This window comes from Microtetraspora niveoalba (genome assembly GCF_001570405.1).
GTDB lineage: Bacteria > Actinomycetota > Actinomycetes > Streptosporangiales > Streptosporangiaceae > Microtetraspora > Microtetraspora niveoalba.
Window position 1 is genome coordinate 138,874 of the sequence record NZ_BBYM01000008.1, and the last position, 16,167, is coordinate 155,040.

Below are 16,167 nucleotides of genomic sequence, written 5' to 3' on the forward strand. Positions count from 1 at the left end.
TCTCACCAGGCTACCGGTACCGAGGCTCGCGGTGGTCCCCGTCACCCCGGTCCGATTCCTCTCCCTGGTAAGGATGGGCGGTCTTACGCCAATCCGAGGAAAGTTTCATGAAATATCCCGCGATATCGGGCCAGGGTGGGGTGCGCCTCGTCACGGCCCGCCGCGGGACTCCCGGTCCGGAGGGATCGGTAGGCTGGCATGTCGTGAACAGCCCAAACGTGCCCCATACCCCCCGCCCGGTGGTCGGTCCGGTGGTCGGCGTCGTGGGAGCGGGACAACTCGCCAGGATGACCCAGCAGGCCGCGATCGCGCTCGGCGTCGAGCTGCGGGTCCTCGCGAACTCCCGTGACGAGAGCGCCGCCCGCGTCATCGTGGACACCCGCATCGGCGACTACCGCGACCTCGCCGACCTGCGCGACTTCGCGAAAGGGTGCGACGCGGTCACCTTCGACCACGAGCACGTGCCCACCGCGCACATCCAGGCCCTCATCGACGACGGCCTGGCCGTACATCCCGGGGCGGAGGCGCTCGTCCACGCCCAGGACAAGGCGGTCATGCGCGAGCGGCTCACGGAGATCGGCGCCCCCTGCCCCGCCTGGAGGCGGGTGTCCGACCTCGCCGACGTCGAGGCGTTCGGAGAGGAGCACGGCTGGCCGGTCGTGCTGAAGGCCGTACGCGGTGGTTACGACGGCCGGGGCGTGTGGGTGTGCGCGTCGGCGGACGAGGCCCGCGAGGTCGTCGGATCCGGCGTGCCGCTGCTGGCCGAGGCGTTCGTGCCGTTCGAGCGGGAGCTGGCCGTGCTGGTCGCCCGGTCCCCGCACGGGCAGGGCGTCAGCTATCCGGTGGTCGAGACCGTGCAGAAGGACGGCATCTGCGTCGAGGTGATCGCCCCGGCGCCCGGCCTGGCCCCCGAGGACGCCGCCGCCGCACAGCGGATCGCCCTGCGCATCGCGCAGCAGCTCGACGTGACCGGCCTGCTGGCCGTCGAGATGTTCGCCACCAAGACGGGCCTGGTCGTCAACGAGCTGGCCATGCGGCCCCACAACAGCGGCCACTGGACCATCGAGGGCGCCAGGACCTCCCAGTTCGAGCAGCACCTGCGGGCCGTTCTCGACCTGCCGCTCGGCTCGCCGTCGCCCACCGCGCCGGTCGTGGTCATGGTCAACCTGCTCGGCGGGCCCGACCCGGACGTCTTCTCCCGGTACGAGCACGTCATGGCGAACGACCCCGGCATCAAGATCCACTTCTACGGCAAGGACGTACGGCCGGGCCGGAAGATCGGGCACGTCACCGCGCTGGGCACCGACCTCGACGAGGTCCGGGCCCGCGCCTGGCACGCCGCCGACTGCCTGAGGGGGCCGAGGGATGTCTGAGGCTGGTGCTCCCGTCGGGATCGTGATGGGCAGCGACTCGGACTGGCCGGTCATGCGCCAGGCCGCCGAGGCGCTGCGGGAGTTCGGCGTGCCGTTCGAGGCCGACGTCGTCTCCGCGCACCGGATGCCCGCCGAGATGATCGAGTACGGCACCCGCGCGGCCTCCCGGGGCCTGAAGGTGATCATCGCGGGCGCGGGCGGCGCCGCCCACCTGCCCGGGATGCTGGCCTCGGTCACGCCGCTGCCGGTGATCGGCGTGCCGGTGCCGCTGAAGTACCTCGACGGCATGGACTCGCTGCTGTCGATCGTCCAGATGCCGGCCGGGGTGCCGGTCGCGACCGTGGCCGTCGGTGGTGCGCGCAACGCGGGCCTGCTCGCCGTACGCATCCTCGCCGCCGCCGACCCCGCCCTGCGGGAGCGGATGGAGGAGTTCCAGACCGACCTGAAGGCCCAGGCGTACGCCAAGGGCGAGCGGCTGCGCGCCGAGGCGCGGGAGCTGGGCTCGCTCTCCTGAAGCGAGATCACGCCGCGCGGCCGGGAGCCCTTCCCGGCCGCGCGGCGGTCCGGAGTGTTCGCGGCCGGTTCCCGGCGGAGACGTGCCGGGGCTTCCCCGGCCGAGCGGTGTCGTTCCAGGGGCCTTTCCCGAGACGCGCGAAGAGCCGCTCCGGGGCGTTCCCGGGCGGCTCTTCGCGATGATCGCGCGCCGGAGGCTCGGTCAGGGGCGGCCGAGGGCGCGGTAGTTCCAGCCGGCCGCGCGCCAGGTCTCGGCGTCGAGGGCGTTGCGGCCGTCCACGATGTTCCGGATGCGCACCGCCTGGCCCAGCTCCTCCGGGTCGAGGGCCACGAACTCCTGCCATTCGGTCAGCAGCAGCACCACGTCGGCGCCGCCGACCGCGCCCGTGGCGCTGTCGGCGTACCCGAGCCCGGGGTGGGCGCGGCGGGCGTTGTCCAGCGCGACCGGGTCGTAGACGGTCACCCGGCCGCCCGCCTGGCTGATCGTCACGGCCACGTCGAGGGCCGGCGAGTCGCGGATGTCGTCGGAGTTGGGCTTGAACGCCGCGCCCAGCACGCCGACCGTGCAGCCGTGGAAGGATCCCCCGACCAGTCCGCGCGCGAGGTCCACCATGCGGGCCCTCCTGCGCATGTTGATCGCGTCCACCTCGCGCAGGAACGTGAGCGCCTGGTCGGCCCCCAGCTCGCCGGCCCGGGCCATGAACGCGCGGATGTCCTTGGGCAGGCAGCCGCCGCCGAAGCCCAGGCCGGGGTTGAGGAACTTGCCGCCGATCCGCTCGTCGAACGACAGGGCCAGGGAGAGCTGCTTGACGTCCGCGTGGGAGGCCTCGCACACCTCGGCCATCGCGTTGATGAAGGAGATCTTGGTGGCGAGGAAGGCGTTCGCCGCCGACTTGACCAGCTCGGCGGTCGGATAGTCGGTCACGACCATCGGGATGTCGCCGAGCGGCGCGTAGACGTCCCGCAACATCTTCTCGGCGCGCTCGGAGGCCACGCCGAGGACGATGCGGTCGGGCCTGAGGGTGTCCTGGACCGCGAAGCCCTCACGCAGGAACTCCGGGTTCCACGCCAGCTCGACCTGCGACCCGGCGGGCGCGAGCCGTATCAGCTTGTCGGCGAGCCGCTCGGCGGTGCCGACGGGGACGGTCGACTTGCCGACGACCAGGCACTCGCGGTCGAGAAAAGGGGCGAGCGACTCCACGACGGCGTCGAGGTAGGAGACGTCCGCGGCGTACTCGCCTTTCTTCTGCGGCGTGCCGACGCAGACGAAGTGGACGTCGCCGAACTCGGCCGCCTCCTGATAGGACGTCGTGAACCTGAGCCGGCCGCTGGCGAGGTTGCGCCGGAGCAGCTCCTCAAGGCCGGGCTCGTGGATGGGCAGGTCGCCGCGCCGAAGGCGCTCGATTTTGTCGGCGTCGACATCGAGACCGAGCACCTCGAAGCCAAGCTCGGCCATGCACGCCGCATGGGTGGCTCCCAGGTATCCGGTCCCGAGCACTGTCAGGCGGTACGGCACGGCCATGCTCCCATCTACCTGTTTGTACGGGGTGTGCGCATGGTATCGGGCCAGTCAACTGCCCCAGTCAGCACCTCGGCAAACAAAGGCGCGGCCGCGGACGCCTGCCCCTGACGTGCGAAATCCCTTCCCCTGAGGGACATCCGGAGTTCACCTCGCGGCTTCGATCTCCTGCGCGATCCTCCACAGGGGGGTGCCGCGGCGGGTCACCACGACCAGCACGTCGTCCTCGTCGTCCCCGGGCCGGGCGCGGTCGTCCAGCCACGGCTCCAGCCCGGCGAGGATGCCCGACAGCGCCTCGGACAGGTGCGCCCGCACGTCGCCGGTTCCGCCCCCGCGCAGCCAGGCGCGCAGCACGTGGTTGTGCGTGGTGACCACGGCCGCCGCGATCACCTCGTGGCGCAGCCGCCGCTGCCCGGCCGCGCCGTCGCGCTCGTCGAGCCCCTCGGGCGTTCCCAGTCCGTCGCGCTCGTTGAGGAACGCGGCGAAGGCCCGCTGGTAGCGGCTGGTCGCGGCGATCTCGTGCTCGCGGAGGGACGGGACGCGCCGGGTCACCTCGTAGCGCTTGACCGAGGTCTCCGGATCGGCGGCGTAGGTGTCGACGACCATCAGCGCCGCCTCGGTGACCGCCGTCAGCGGCGGGACCAGCGGTGACGCCGAGTCGAGATGGGCGACGATCTCCCGCAGCATGGCGTCGTGGTCGGGGAAGATCGCGTCCTCCTTGACCCGGAAATGCCGGAAGAAGGTGCGCCTGGCCACGCCCGCGGCCTCGGCGATCTGGTCCACCGTCGTCTCGTCGAACCCCTGGGCGAGGAACAGGTCGAGCGCGGCGGCGGTCAGGCTCCGCCGTACGTCGCGTCGAACCGCCACGTGTCCCCGTCCTTCCATGTAAGAGCACCTTCTCGGGTGGCACTCGGTGTCTTATAGTGATGCACAAGATGCCATAAAGGAGGATAAACCGTGGACGCGGAGCTGTACCAGCCGTCCGAGGAGCACCAGATGCTCCGCGAAGCCGTCCGTGCCCTCGCGGACGAGAAGATCGCACCGCGTGCCGCGGAGGCGGACGAGAACGAGGAGTTCCCGTGGGAGGTCTACAAGGACCTCGTCGCCGCCGACTTCCACGCCGTACACGTCCCCGAGGAGTACGGCGGGGCCGGGGCGGACGCGCTCGCCGCCGTCATCGTGATCGAGGAGGTCGCGCGCGCCTGCGGCTCGTCCTCGCTCATCCCCGCCGTCAACAAGCTGGGCACCGTCCCGCTCCTGCTGTCCGCGTCCGAGGAGCTCAAGCAGCGCTACCTCCCGCCCGTCGCCCGCGGCGAGGCGATGTTCTCGTACGCGCTGAGCGAGCCCGAGGCGGGCTCGGACGCCGCCTCCATGAAGACCCGCGCCGTCAGGGACGGCGACCACTACGTGCTCAACGGCACGAAGATGTGGATCACCAACGCCGGGGTGTCGGAGTACTACACGGTCATGGCCGTGACCGACCCGTCCGCCGGGGCGCGCGGCATTTCCGCGTTCGTGGTGGAGAAGTCCGACGAGGGGGTCTCCTTCGGCGCGAAGGAGAAGAAGCTCGGCATCAAGGGCTCGCCCACCCGGCAGGTCATCCTTGAGGACGTGCGCATCCCCGAGTCGCGCATGATCGGCGCCCCCGGCACCGGGTTCAAGACCGCGCTCGCCACGCTCGACCACACCCGCGTCACGATCGCCGCCCAGGCGCTCGGCATCGCCCAGGGCGCCCTCGACTACGCCATCGGCTACGTCAAGGAGCGCAAGCAGTTCGGCAAGCCGATCGCCGAGTTCCAGGGCCTGCAGTTCATGATCGCCGACATGGCGATGAAGCTGGAGGCCGCCAGGCAGCTCACCTACGCCGCCGCCGCCAAGTCCGAGCTCGCCATGCGCGGCACCCCCGTCAAGGACCTGACGTTCTTCTCCAGCGCCGCCAAGTGCGCCGCCTCCGACGCCGCCATGGAGATCACCACCGACGCCGTCCAGCTCCTCGGCGGGTACGGCTACACGCGGGAGTACCCGGTCGAGCGCATGATGCGCGACGCCAAGATCACCCAGATCTACGAGGGCACCAACCAGATCCAGCGCATGGTCATGGCCCGCCAGCTCCTTAAGTAGCCCTTGACGTGCGGAAACCCCGCCTGTCCTATTGGGCAGGCCGGGTTCGTCATGTCCGATTCGAGCCCTCTAACGGATCTTGTTCCGTTGCTGTTCCGTGAGAGCCCAGGAGCAGCTGGAGAGCCTCAAGTTCCATCTGCGTGAGCTGAACCCCGACGATCACGCTGCGCAGTGGGTTCGCGTTCGGTTGGATGAGATGGGCTACGACTACGTTCCTCTCGTGCCTGAACGTGCCAAATGGCGGCATACGTAGCCAGGCGATCAACAGAAGCGGCCGGGGTGAATCTCCCGGGCACTTCGACGTGCTTTGTGTTGCTTCAGCCGAGGGCGTCACCCAGCTTGCCAAGGGCGCGGCGCTTGTGGGTCCCCCGGGACCAGGTCACGGGCCTGCGGATGGACCGGTCAATGCGGTTACGGATCGGCCATGACCTCACCGGGAGCGGTCTGCCGTACATCGGCCAACGCCGGGCCGTTGCGGGATATGTGCGGGATGATCTTCCTTGGCCATGCCTCCGTTCGAGGCTGACCCGCAGGCCGGGACCGGTACGGGCGGAGGAACCATAGTGCTCTTGAAAACCGCTCGCGTCCCCGGTGCCACCGCAGGCCTCTATCACGACGGCGGTCCCGTCTCCTCGTGATCGTCCATCTCAGGGGAGGGCATCGCTGGTGCGGGTGACGAGGTCGAGGTACTCCTCGCGGGTTAGCGTGCGAAGTGAGAACGCCAGGCCGTGCTTGGCGGCGAATTCGTGGGCCTCGTTCGGGGACCACGGGCCTGGGATGTGACGCAGCGGCAGGTCACCCGCACTCATGATGAAGAGCCCGGATAAGTCGGCATAGCGGTAGACGAGCAGGGCCATCGCCTTTCCGGCGTCTGCACCGATGGGGATGTCCTCGGGCGGCAGTGGCCGGGCAGGCCGGACCCGCAGGATGCGGTCCTTCCTGACCTGGAGGCTCGGGCCGCCCGGCGGGCCGAGGATCTTGCCCCGCCGGGTGCGCCTGCGGTGCAGCGCCCCGTGCACAGGCCGGATGACGACCAGCAGCGGAGCGAAGAAGATCGCCAGCCACTTGACCTCCAGCAGGTCGAGCAGGAACCTACCGAGCCAGCTCAGCCCTCGCCAGCCGGCCCCGCCAACCGTTGAAACGAGCACGATCATCACGACCAGGCCCGCGGCGCCGACGCCGTACATGATGATCTGCCGCTGCCGGGCGGTCAGGCGCGAGACCGGCCCGGAGACGAAGCGGCTGTAACCCGGGGCACGCCCTGCAAGGACCGTCCGCACCGGTCTCGCCGGCTCCGTAAGGGCGTTCACGTAGGGTATGCCAGACGCGGACGCGAAGGCCGCCACGCCGCCAGCCGACCACCCGCCGGGAATGTCCAGGAGAATCAGCCCGTCGGCGTCCAGTGCCGCCAGCCCGTAGACCCGCTGCCCCTGTTCCTTGCCCTTGTCGTCGAGGACCTTGCGGTCGTACCCGTAGTTCCACAGCGACGCAGGTGCGGCCCGCACCGACCGGCCCGAGGAGGTGTCGGTCACCACCAGCATTCCCGTGTCGGCGTCCCAGGAGAGGACTACTGGAGGCACAGGGGAATCGAAGGTCATCCCACGATCAGGACGAAGCTCCGCCCGCGGTACTACACCAGAACCTTCACGTCCATCCAGCGCCACCCTGTCACCCCGCACCAACCCTGGCCCCGACGCCGAGCCCGCCCCCAACCTACGCCGGAACACCATGAATCGGGACCCTCGTGCCGTGACGTTCACCGGGTTGCCGACCGTGCGGCGGTGCTGGATTCGCCGTCTACCGTTCCGCCGCCGATGAGGAGAGCCAGTGGGCGAGCGGTTGCCGAGGGGGACTCCGGCGGAGAAGGCGCGGCGAGGGGCTCGGTGGGAGCGCGGCGGGGTACGGCTCGCCCGCGACACGCTGGAGGGATGGGCCTGCTCAAACGTGGCCGGCCGCGCGACAACCTCGTGTTCACCACGCCGAGCGGCATGTACGGCGACGGGGGAGCCGTGCCAGCCGTGGACGGAGGAGCAGCTGCTCGGCCGGGCGACCACGCACGAGCGAGATCCTGGCCGCCGCCTGGCGCGCGGTGGAGCTGGCGGCGCGGGCGAACGTGAGCGCGTGGTTGCTGGACCCGCTGGACGACGAGGCGGCGGCATTGGCGCAGGACTGATCATGTGAGCTGTGCCCGTTCTGGCTTCTACCCTTGTCCAGTGACCACCCCCCAAGAGCCCACGCTGGACGCTTCAGTCAGCGAGTGTCTCTTCATCTGGCGACCTTCGGAGAGCAGGGATTCCGCGGCAAGAGGCTCGCGATCCGGTGTTGAAGGAACGGCTCATGGGCGGTCTCGCGCGGCTTCCCCAGCCGTACGTCCTTTCGGGATTCGTCATGGATGACCCGGCACCGACTCGGGTCTCCGGCTCCGCCGCAGGCGCTGATCTTCAACTCCTTCGCACCGGGAGTGAGCACGAAATCGCCTGCCCGCTCCTAAGGTGAGGGCCATGGTCAACGGAACGGTGGAACCGGGTTTCGAGCAGGTACGGGACGTTTTCGCCGATGTGCTGAAGCGGCAGGCCGGGGGAGCGGGGGCGGCGGTTGCCGCCCAGTTGGACGGCCGATGGATCATCGACCTGTGGGGCGGGCCCGGCTGGTCACGCGACAGCATCGTCATGCCGTACTCCGTGACCAAACCGTTCGCGGCGGTCTGTGTGTTGCTCCTCGTGGACCGGGGCGTGCTGGAGTTGGACGCGCCGATGCGGCGGTACTGGCCCGAGTTCACCGCGCCGGCGACCGTACGACATGTCCTGTCGCACCAGGCGGGTGTGGTGGCACTGGACCAGCCGGTATCCACCGAGACCTTCTACGACTGGGATCGGATGTGCGCGCTTCTTGCCGAGCAGGAGCCGTCGTGGGAGCCGGGCACCGCGCACGGAGAGTCGGCGCTGTTTTACGGGCACCTGGTCGGCGAACTGGTCCGGCGCACCGACGGGCGGACGCTCGGCCGCTTTCTCGCTGAGGAGGTCTGCGGCCCGCACGAGCTGGACTTCCACATCGGCCTCGGCCCCGCTGAACAGGCACGGGCGATCGAGCTGACCGGCTTGACCTCGGCCTACCGGGCCGCCGCGCTGGACGGCAAACCCGACCTCTACCGCCGGGCTATCGGCAATCCGCTCGGTGCCCAGGACCCGGCTGTGGTCAATTCCGCCGCCTGGCGGGCCGCCGAGATCCCCGCTGTCAACGGCCACGGCACCGCCCGGGCAGCCGCGGGGTTCTACTCCGCGTTGCCGCGGCTCCTGTCAGCCGACCTGCTCGCCGAGGCCACCACCGCCCAATGCTCGGGGGTGGACGCGGTTTTCGGGGCACAGGCGACCTGGGGGCTGGGCTTCGGCATCGATGGTGACGACTACGGCATGGGCGGCCTGGGCGGCAACTATGCCGGCGCCGCCGCTGGCTACACTTTCGCCTTCCTCACCGGCCATGCCGGCGAGTTCGATCGCGCCACTGACCTGGAGAACGCTCTGCGCGCCGTTCTCGGGCTTGGCCCGATTCCCGACTAGACCTTTGACGTGCAGAAACTCCGCTTCCCGTATTCGGGGGGCGGGGTTCGCTGTCTCCTGATTGCCACGCTGAACGATCACTGGGGCCGCAGGCCCTGCGGCGTGCCGCGCCGCGAACCTGGCGATGAACGCGTCGCCTACGCTCCGGCCGCACGCTGGGCGATGCCGGCCAAGACCGTTTCCAGCATCCGCTCGAACTCGTCCTCGCCACCGAACCCGGCTTGCAGGGGAGCCAGGGCGGCCAGGGTCGGATACGGGGCCGGATCGAACGCGGGTTGGGCCACGCCCGTCGCGGGGTCATCGGTTCCGCCGGGATTCCCGCTCAAGGTGGCGAGCAGATACCCGTTGAGGAATCCGAAGAGAACCAGGGGGGCGTCCGCGATCGCCTGGTCCGCGATCCCGGCGCGACGCATCGCCGCGGTCAGTCGCTCGAGTGCCTCAAGGGCCACCGCCGAGGTCTGCGCCCGGGTCGCCAGCAACGGGGAGATCCGGGGATGGCGTATCGCCATGTCCCGGTATGCGCGGGCCATCGTGCGCGCGATGCCCATCCAGTCGTCCGGCCACTGCGCGGCCGCGGCCGAGACCTCGGTCAGGACGGCCTCGGAGATGGCGTCCAGGAGCGCTGCCTTGCCCTTGATGTGGTTGTAGATCGACATCGGATCGACGCCGAGTTCGGATGCCAGGCGCCGCACCCCGAATGATTCCAGACCCTCACGATCGACGAGGTCCACGGCTGCGGCGGCGATCCGCCGGCGGCTCAGCCCGGCCGGTTTGCCCTGCGTGCGTTTCGCCACTCGTCGCCCTCTCGCGCCTTGCTCAACCTACACCGTAGACCTATATTCTACACCGTAGGTAATACCTACGGTGTAGGTAGCGCGCAGAGCGGGGGAGCGACCACCTGGCTCGCCGGTTGTGCGCGGTGCGTGCGGTTACTTCGAAGGAGACAGTTCGATGACGAAGACCCGTCATGATCGACCAGCGATCGGCGCGATGTACGCGGGCCTCGGGCTCACCGTCGTCGCCGTGATCGTCCCGTGGATCGACCTCGGCGCCGGCAACGTGCTGGCCGGCCACATCCGGGCCGGCTATCCCACCTTCACGCAGGAGCGCATCGACACCGCCGTCATGACATGGCTTGTCTGCCTGTCGGTTGTCGGAGCACTCGGCGTCATGTGTTGGTTCGGCACCATCTGGGCGGCCGGGACGGGCAAGCGGTGGGCCCGCGGCGTCGCGACCCTGGTGTTCGTGCTCGGTTCGGGCATCGCCCTGTTCGACCTGCTCGTGAGGGACACCTCCGGAGACACGGGCCTGCCGCCGTTGCTCGGCTGGGTCGGGATGCTGCCGTCCCTGGCAGGACTCCTGGCGGTCGCGCTGCTGTGGAGGAGGTCGCGGCCGACATCGCGGGCATGACCGAATGCGTGACCACCGGCCCCTCCGCGAACGGTCGCCGCGGAAAACCCGGAGCCATGACCTTCCCGAGTCATCGGCTGCTGCAACCGCTGAACCACCGTCCCATTGCCGACAAAGCGAGAGACCGGCGACGGCCGCCTACGGCGGATCGTCGGCTGAGCCGGGATGTCATGGCAAGGGAATCGCTCATTGCGGCCCGCTCCCGAGGGGGCGCGATGAATCGGCTCATCCAGTCGTTCGTCGAACGCGAACTGGGTGCGCAACGTCCGCGCCGCAGGTGGGCGCGCCGTCCTGCGCCGTCGTGGCCGTGAGGCGGTCACGCTGGAAGAGATTCCGGTGGAGCGGCGTGCTCCCGTGATACGTCGCTATCTCGCCGTCGCTCCTGGCGCGCGGCCCCAGATCATTGTGGATCGGCGGGCGCCGCTGTCGGAGTTCGAGGCGATCGCGCACCGGTATCCGGTCTTCCGGATCCGCAGGCGGTCACAGGCCGCCGATCCGCATTCACCATCTGAGCAGGGCGGGAAGCGTTGACATATCCGCTCTTCCTGTAGCGCCGATAGCCTGATCGCACATCGGAGATCAGATTGAGCACATGGTCATGGCCCCGCCGGCTCCTCAACCAGGGGTTGACGTGTGAGAATCCCGCCTCTTGGTTCGGGAGGCGGGTCCGCGGCCGATCTTTCCACCCGCTGGGTGAAGGCGGAGCCGGGTGGACGAGGCGGATCCGAAGACCGGGCTGGAGGTGGTGTCGCCAAGTGAGCAACCCGATCGCTTCGTGGACGGCGTACAGGCGAGGAACGGCGACGTTGCTGGCGGGCGTCGTCCTGGCAGCCGTCGCGTCGTGCGGAATCTCCGATGATGAACGTTTTCGGCGATCTGTCGAGAGCATGGAAGAGGTGGCCAGGACCGCGGGGCCCGGTGACCGGACAAAGGAAGAGCCCCAAGAGATCGGAATGTTCCTTTTCGAGGACGTTTTCCGTGACGGAGACCGCGTGTACTTCAAGCTGGGTGACTCCTCCATGCCCGGCATCGATCCCTACGGCTACGTCTGGAGTCCGAAGAGCCCGCCGACCGATGATCCCGAAGACGCCGCGGCATCGTTATTCGAGCACGTACAAGGCCCGTGGTACCGCTGGAGCGACAGCTATTGAGAGCATCGACGCGGCCCGGATTTCGCCGCATCACGGATTCAGCGAGAGCGCCGGCGTACGACGCCGATCGCCGACACGCCCTCTCCCGCATCCTATCGGCGACGGCGGTCCGCCGCTGTAGAGCAATGGATGGAGCGACACCGTCTCACGCACGACCATGCGCCACCGGCCCCGCTACCGCCCCGGCCAGGGCGGCGAGTCAAAACGACGAGCCCGCCGTTCTTTGGTAATCAAGTGGTCCCCGGTGCATTCCAGGACGGCCAAATGCGTAATTGTTGAGGAATGCGCGGCGGCGCTAATCTGCCGATCATGAAGCGCTCGACGATTGCGGTGCTCGTGGCCGTCTATATGGTGCTCGGCGTTGTTGCGGTCGCCCCCTTCGCCTCCTGGATATTGACCTATGGATGTGGCGCTGAGGATGACCGGCTCGCCGCCTCCCTGGCCGCACTTGGCATTCTCGACGCTCATCCGGCAGGCGCGACGCCCCAGGAGGGGCGCAGTAGCTCCTGTGAGAACGATGACCGGATAACGACCGTCGTGCAGACCTACCGTGCCTCGGGTCCGCGAGCCGAACTGCTGTCCTTCTACAGAGAGGCCGCGATCAGGGACGGGTGGACGCCCCCTCCCGAGGACGACGGTGAAGGGGTGGGCTGCTTCACCAAATCCGTCGGCGGGAGGACGGTCGAGCTCTCGGTGTGGATCCCGGAAGCGATAGGGGAGGAGCACGCCGATGACTACGACGTGGACGTGAGCTCTTCCCCGGAAGGCGGGGGCTGGTGTTGACAGCCGGACGCTCTGAACGCTCCGAGCCGTACCGTCGACTGCGGCTCGCGGATCCGGCGACGGCGTCGGACCGGATCCGGCGCGTGGTCATGGCCCGCCGGCTCCTCAAGCAGGGGGCGACATGCGAGAACCCCGCCTTCCCCGATTGGGGGGCGGGGTCCGCCGACTCCGGGCAGGAGTCCCCGGCGCGCCCAGGTACGTCGCTCAGCGCTCGCGGCGGTGCCGGATCTTGCCGCCCACTCCGCCGAACAGTGCCAGACCCTTCACCACGACCACCGGCGCCGACGGGTCGACGTCCGGGCTTCCGTTCACGTCGAAGCCACCGAAGACGCCGACGCCATGGCAGCGCACCTCCACCCCCTCGGGCACGATGATCTCGGCCCCGCCGAAGATCGCGGTGATCGTGATCTCGACCTCCTTCGCCTCGAACTCGGCGTCGGTCAGGTCGAACCGCATGCCGCCGAAGAGGGCCAGCGCCCTGGTCCGTCGGCGTACGCGCCAGCGGCCCTTGCGGTCGGCGCCGCCGAAGATGGCGACGACGTTCTCGGGCTCGGAGCTCGCGTCGGCCGAGAAGGACACCGGGGACGCGGCCGGGCGGCGCCGGTCGACCTGCAGGTCGTGGGTGAGGATCTCGAGCTCCCCCACGGTCTTGGCCTGGTAGAGCGAGTCCAGGCGCTCGGAGTACTCGTCGTGGCTCAGCTGACCGGTGCTCAGGGCATCGGCGAGCATGGCGGCGACCTGCTCCCTGTTGCTGTCCGAGGCGCGCAGGTGCGGCATCTGGGGTTCCCTACGCGAAGGGGGATTTTCCATGCTGGTCACGATAGTTCTCATTTATTCCGGCTTCATCTCCGTACGGAGATCGTCGAGAGCCCAGAGTCGGATGTCGTCGCCGTCAGGACGGCCGTGAGCCCGTCGGCCGGTTGAGACAGCGTGGAGACGACGACCGAACCGTGGACGCCGGCCACTCCGACAAGGCCGGGCGTCGCTCGCGTCCGATGACCGGTCCCACCAGGTGGCGTAGGCCCTGCGCGTCCGCGCGTCTCCCGCGAAACAGACGCCTGCTCGCGAGAGCTAGGGCTGATGGGCGCGAACCTCGTCGCGTGCGAGCTCCAGACGGTGCGCGGAGCCAGGGGCGTGCGGCGCCCATCCCTCGTTGATCGCTCTACGGACGCACCGCGCGACGAGGGCGGGGCGAACGCTCACCGATCGTTCGAGGAGCCAGTTGTCGGGTCTGGCGTAGGGGAGGGTGACGAGAAGGACGTTGCCCGGCTTCTCCGCGAGTTCGACCGCGAAGGTCATGGGGGTCCAGCCGTTCCCTTGGCAGTAGGTGGGCTTGTGGCGGACGCGCCAGCGGTAAGGAACATCACTCACAGTGATGAGGCGGGAGCCCTTCTTCGGAAGCATCGCGGTCACCGCCTGTTCGTCGGGAGCGCACAGAGAAGATCCCGGGAAGCGTAAGCCCGGCCGCGTTGGGGCGGTGGCGTGAATTCGCGGCGTCGGTGAGACCGCGTCAGGTGAACCCGCCTGATCTGCAAGACGAGTTGCGATATCTGCTCAACCGGTGGGACCCCATCGGTGTCTACGACGAGGAGCTGGACTTCCCCCCCGATGAGTACGACTGCCTCATCGGACCGATTCTCAGCAGGCTTTCCCGGGGAGCCGGTGTGGCGGAGCTCAGCGAATACCTCTGGCATGAGCTTGAGGAGCATTTCGGTCTGGATCCGGTGCCGAGGAATGCGGACGGCTTCGCCGAGCGGCTGGTCTCCTGGCATCGGCGGCACGTCGAGATCGCCGAGACGGACGCCGGCCACGACTCCGAACGCTAACGGGCACTTCCTGCTGGCCGGGGCGACCGCTGCTCCTCCGCCTCGATATACAGAACCATACTTCCGGGAACTACGGTTCTGTAATGAAGGCCGTTGCGGCGGGTGACGACCGTGTCCTGTTGATCGATCTCGACCGTCTCTACCGAATCGCGTAAGTGAGTGGCGGCCAGGACCCCGGGTTCCGTGCGGAGAACGTGGGGGACGGGCGGCGCTCTCGGGGGCCACTGGCCGGGGTGGGGGAACGGCTCGCTGAGGAGGCGGCCGCGAGGGGTGCGGGTCCGTACGGGGCCGGGGGATCAGTGCTCGGGGTGGAGGGAGGCGCCGATGTACATGGCCGTGAGCAGGGTGAACAGGAACGCCTGCAGGAACTGGATGAAGATCTCGAACGCCGTCATCGCGACCGCGACGGCCACGCTCAGGACTCCCACGGGCGCTCCCGCCAGGGACGGATGCTCGTACAGGAGCCAGAATCCGGCGGCGCTGAAGAACGCCAGCAGCAGGTGCCCGGCGAACATGTTGGCGAACAGCCGTACGGCGTGCGTGAACGGCGCGGTGACGAACGTGTAGAGCAGTTCGAGCGGCGCGTACAGCAGCAGGGCCAGCGGCTTGGGCAGGCCCGGCGGGAACATCAGGTTCCGGAAATAGCCCACCAGGCCCTGGTGCCTGATCCCCAGATAGATCTTGGTGGCGTACGCGACGAACGCGAACACGATCGGGAACGCGATGTGGGAGTTGACCGGGAACTGGAGCCCCGGGACCACCCCGATGAAGTTCCAGAGCAGGATCAGGCAGAACAGGCTGAGCAGCAGCGGCATCCAGCGGTCGGCGTCCTTGCCGAGGAACGGCCGGGCCACCTGGTCGCGGACGAAGAGGTAGACGAGCTCGCCCGCGTTCTGGATCCTCCCGGGGACGAGGGTCGGCCTGGCGAAGGCGGCCCACGCGAGCGCGCACACCACGAGCGCCCCGGCGACGGCCAGCACGACCGGTTTGGTCAGCCAGAACGGCGCGCTCTCCCACAGCGGCGGGAAGTCGAACAGCCCCACGCCCGGGGCCCGGAACACGTCATCTGCCAGGTGAATCGCCACCGGCGCTCCTCGCGGTCCAGAAAACTGGGTACGGCGTACTCACTTGCTTTTCGACCATACTCAACCAGGTACGGCGTACGCAATGGGGCGGTGGAAAGTGCCGGAGAACCTGTGGATGCGTCCGGAGCGGTCGGCCCGGGGGCCGCAGCCGAGCTTCAGCCGGGCCGCGCTCACCGAGGCGGCGGTACGCGTCGCGGACGCCGAGGGGCTGGAGGCCATCTCGATGCGGCGGCTCGCGGCCGAGATCGGTGCGGGGACCATGTCGCTCTACCGCTACGTCTCCGGCAAGGACGACGTGATCGAGCTGATGGTCGACTCCGTCGTCGCGCAGTACCTCCCGGAGGACGCCGTCATCAGCGGTGACTGGAAGGCCGATCTCGGCGCGCTCGCCCGGCGGGCCCGGCGGACCATGCTGCGACATCCCTGGCTGGCGCCGTTGGCGGCGAACCGCCAGGGCGCGAGCCCCAACCGACTGCGGCTCCTGGAGGCGTCCCTCCGCATGGTGGACGGCCTGGGCCTCGGCGTCGACGAGATGTTGACGCTCATCGGGGCGGTCTTCGCGTACGTCAACGGGTTCGTGCAGAGCGAGCTGGCCGAGGCCGAGGCGCTGCGCCGCACCGGCCTCGACCTGAAGGAGTGGACGGCCCTCCAGGCGCCGTTCATGATGGCCGTCATCGCGAGCGGCGACCATCCCATGATCGCCAGGATGGCGACCGAGGGCGGCCGCGCGTACGCCGACATCGAGGAGCGGTTCGAGTACGGGCTTGAGCGCGTGCTGGACGGCATCGAGGCGAGGCTGCCGGAATCCGACGGCTGAGCGGCCGCTCCG

Annotated in this window: 17 protein-coding genes; 10 read left to right on the plus strand and 7 right to left on the minus strand. The window is 69.1% G+C overall.

Annotated features, from left to right (window positions below; translation table 11 throughout):
- Positions 1 to 239: 239 nt before the first annotated feature.
- On the plus strand, positions 240 to 1,373 hold the full coding sequence (locus tag AWQ70_RS08550; protein WP_281196856.1) for a 5-(carboxyamino)imidazole ribonucleotide synthase: 1,134 nt from the start codon (positions 240 to 242) through the stop codon (positions 1,371 to 1,373).
- Positions 1,366 to 1,887, plus strand: coding sequence for a 5-(carboxyamino)imidazole ribonucleotide mutase (gene purE / locus AWQ70_RS08555; RefSeq protein ID WP_067172500.1), 522 nt, complete (start codon positions 1,366 to 1,368; stop codon positions 1,885 to 1,887). The genes AWQ70_RS08550 and purE overlap by 8 nt, the downstream gene beginning before the upstream one ends.
- A gap of 201 nt (positions 1,888 to 2,088) precedes the next feature.
- Here purE and AWQ70_RS08560 read toward each other — a convergent pair whose 3' ends face one another.
- On the minus strand, positions 2,089 to 3,408 hold the full coding sequence (locus AWQ70_RS08560) for a UDP-glucose dehydrogenase family protein (protein ID WP_067172502.1): 1,320 nt from the start codon (positions 3,406 to 3,408) through the stop codon (positions 2,089 to 2,091).
- Positions 3,409 to 3,552: 144 nt separating this feature from the next.
- Entirely contained in the window at positions 3,553 to 4,272 is a 720-nt protein-coding gene (locus AWQ70_RS08565; RefSeq protein WP_218004463.1) for a TetR family transcriptional regulator, read from the minus strand.
- Between the two features lie 90 nt (positions 4,273 to 4,362).
- Between AWQ70_RS08565 and AWQ70_RS08570 the strand changes: the two genes are divergently transcribed.
- A complete protein-coding gene (locus tag AWQ70_RS08570; protein WP_281196857.1) occupies positions 4,363 to 5,526 on the plus strand; it encodes an acyl-CoA dehydrogenase family protein in 1,164 nt (387 codons plus the stop codon).
- Between the two features lie 647 nt (positions 5,527 to 6,173).
- On the opposite strand, the gene AWQ70_RS08575 is transcribed toward AWQ70_RS08570, so the two are convergent.
- Positions 6,174 to 7,124, minus strand: coding sequence for a hypothetical protein (locus AWQ70_RS08575; RefSeq protein WP_067172506.1), 951 nt, complete (start codon positions 7,122 to 7,124; stop codon positions 6,174 to 6,176).
- 903 nt (positions 7,125 to 8,027) lie between these two features.
- Between AWQ70_RS08575 and AWQ70_RS08580 the strand changes: the two genes are divergently transcribed.
- Entirely contained in the window at positions 8,028 to 9,083 is a 1,056-nt protein-coding gene (locus AWQ70_RS08580) for a serine hydrolase domain-containing protein (RefSeq protein ID WP_067172508.1), read from the plus strand.
- 137 nt (positions 9,084 to 9,220) lie between these two features.
- Here the strand turns inward: AWQ70_RS08580 and AWQ70_RS08585 are convergent, their stop codons facing one another.
- Positions 9,221 to 9,877: a TetR/AcrR family transcriptional regulator gene (locus tag AWQ70_RS08585; protein ID WP_067172509.1), complete on the minus strand. Its 657-nt coding sequence runs from the start codon at positions 9,875 to 9,877 to the stop codon at positions 9,221 to 9,223.
- A gap of 157 nt (positions 9,878 to 10,034) precedes the next feature.
- On the opposite strand from AWQ70_RS08585, the gene AWQ70_RS38680 reads away from it, so the two are divergent.
- The 4 genes from AWQ70_RS38680 (at position 10,035) to AWQ70_RS08600 (ending at position 12,427) form a co-directional block, all read left to right on the plus strand.
- On the plus strand, positions 10,035 to 10,493 hold the full coding sequence (locus AWQ70_RS38680; RefSeq protein WP_157529949.1) for a hypothetical protein: 459 nt from the start codon (positions 10,035 to 10,037) through the stop codon (positions 10,491 to 10,493).
- A gap of 255 nt (positions 10,494 to 10,748) precedes the next feature.
- Complete coding sequence (locus AWQ70_RS40430) at positions 10,749 to 11,024, plus strand: hypothetical protein (protein ID WP_218004464.1); 276 nt, start codon at positions 10,749 to 10,751, stop codon at positions 11,022 to 11,024.
- 224 nt (positions 11,025 to 11,248) lie between these two features.
- On the plus strand, positions 11,249 to 11,644 hold the full coding sequence (locus tag AWQ70_RS08595) for a hypothetical protein (RefSeq protein WP_157529950.1): 396 nt from the start codon (positions 11,249 to 11,251) through the stop codon (positions 11,642 to 11,644).
- Between the two features lie 309 nt (positions 11,645 to 11,953).
- Positions 11,954 to 12,427, plus strand: coding sequence for a hypothetical protein (locus tag AWQ70_RS08600; protein ID WP_157529951.1), 474 nt, complete (start codon positions 11,954 to 11,956; stop codon positions 12,425 to 12,427).
- 204 nt (positions 12,428 to 12,631) lie between these two features.
- Here AWQ70_RS08600 and AWQ70_RS08605 read toward each other — a convergent pair whose 3' ends face one another.
- A complete protein-coding gene (locus tag AWQ70_RS08605) occupies positions 12,632 to 13,237 on the minus strand; it encodes a DUF1707 SHOCT-like domain-containing protein (RefSeq protein WP_067172755.1) in 606 nt (201 codons plus the stop codon).
- A gap of 261 nt (positions 13,238 to 13,498) precedes the next feature.
- Positions 13,499 to 13,798 (minus strand): hypothetical protein, encoded by a 300-nt coding sequence (locus tag AWQ70_RS08610; RefSeq protein WP_245646847.1) that lies wholly within the window; start codon positions 13,796 to 13,798, stop codon positions 13,499 to 13,501.
- A 143-nt stretch (positions 13,799 to 13,941) separates the two neighbouring features.
- On the opposite strand from AWQ70_RS08610, the gene AWQ70_RS08615 reads away from it, so the two are divergent.
- Positions 13,942 to 14,253: a hypothetical protein gene (locus AWQ70_RS08615; RefSeq protein WP_067172515.1), complete on the plus strand. Its 312-nt coding sequence runs from the start codon at positions 13,942 to 13,944 to the stop codon at positions 14,251 to 14,253.
- Between the two features lie 296 nt (positions 14,254 to 14,549).
- Here AWQ70_RS08615 and atpB read toward each other — a convergent pair whose 3' ends face one another.
- The gene (gene atpB / locus AWQ70_RS08620; protein WP_067172516.1) at positions 14,550 to 15,338 is read right to left on the minus strand and encodes a F0F1 ATP synthase subunit A; all 789 of its coding nucleotides are present in this window, start codon (positions 15,336 to 15,338) and stop codon (positions 14,550 to 14,552) included.
- 82 nt (positions 15,339 to 15,420) lie between these two features.
- On the opposite strand from atpB, the gene AWQ70_RS08625 reads away from it, so the two are divergent.
- Positions 15,421 to 16,155 carry a TetR/AcrR family transcriptional regulator gene (locus AWQ70_RS08625; RefSeq protein WP_084516665.1) on the plus strand — a complete coding sequence of 245 codons (735 nt, stop codon included), beginning with the start codon at positions 15,421 to 15,423 and terminating at the stop codon, positions 16,153 to 16,155.
- Positions 16,156 to 16,167 lie beyond the last annotated feature (12 nt).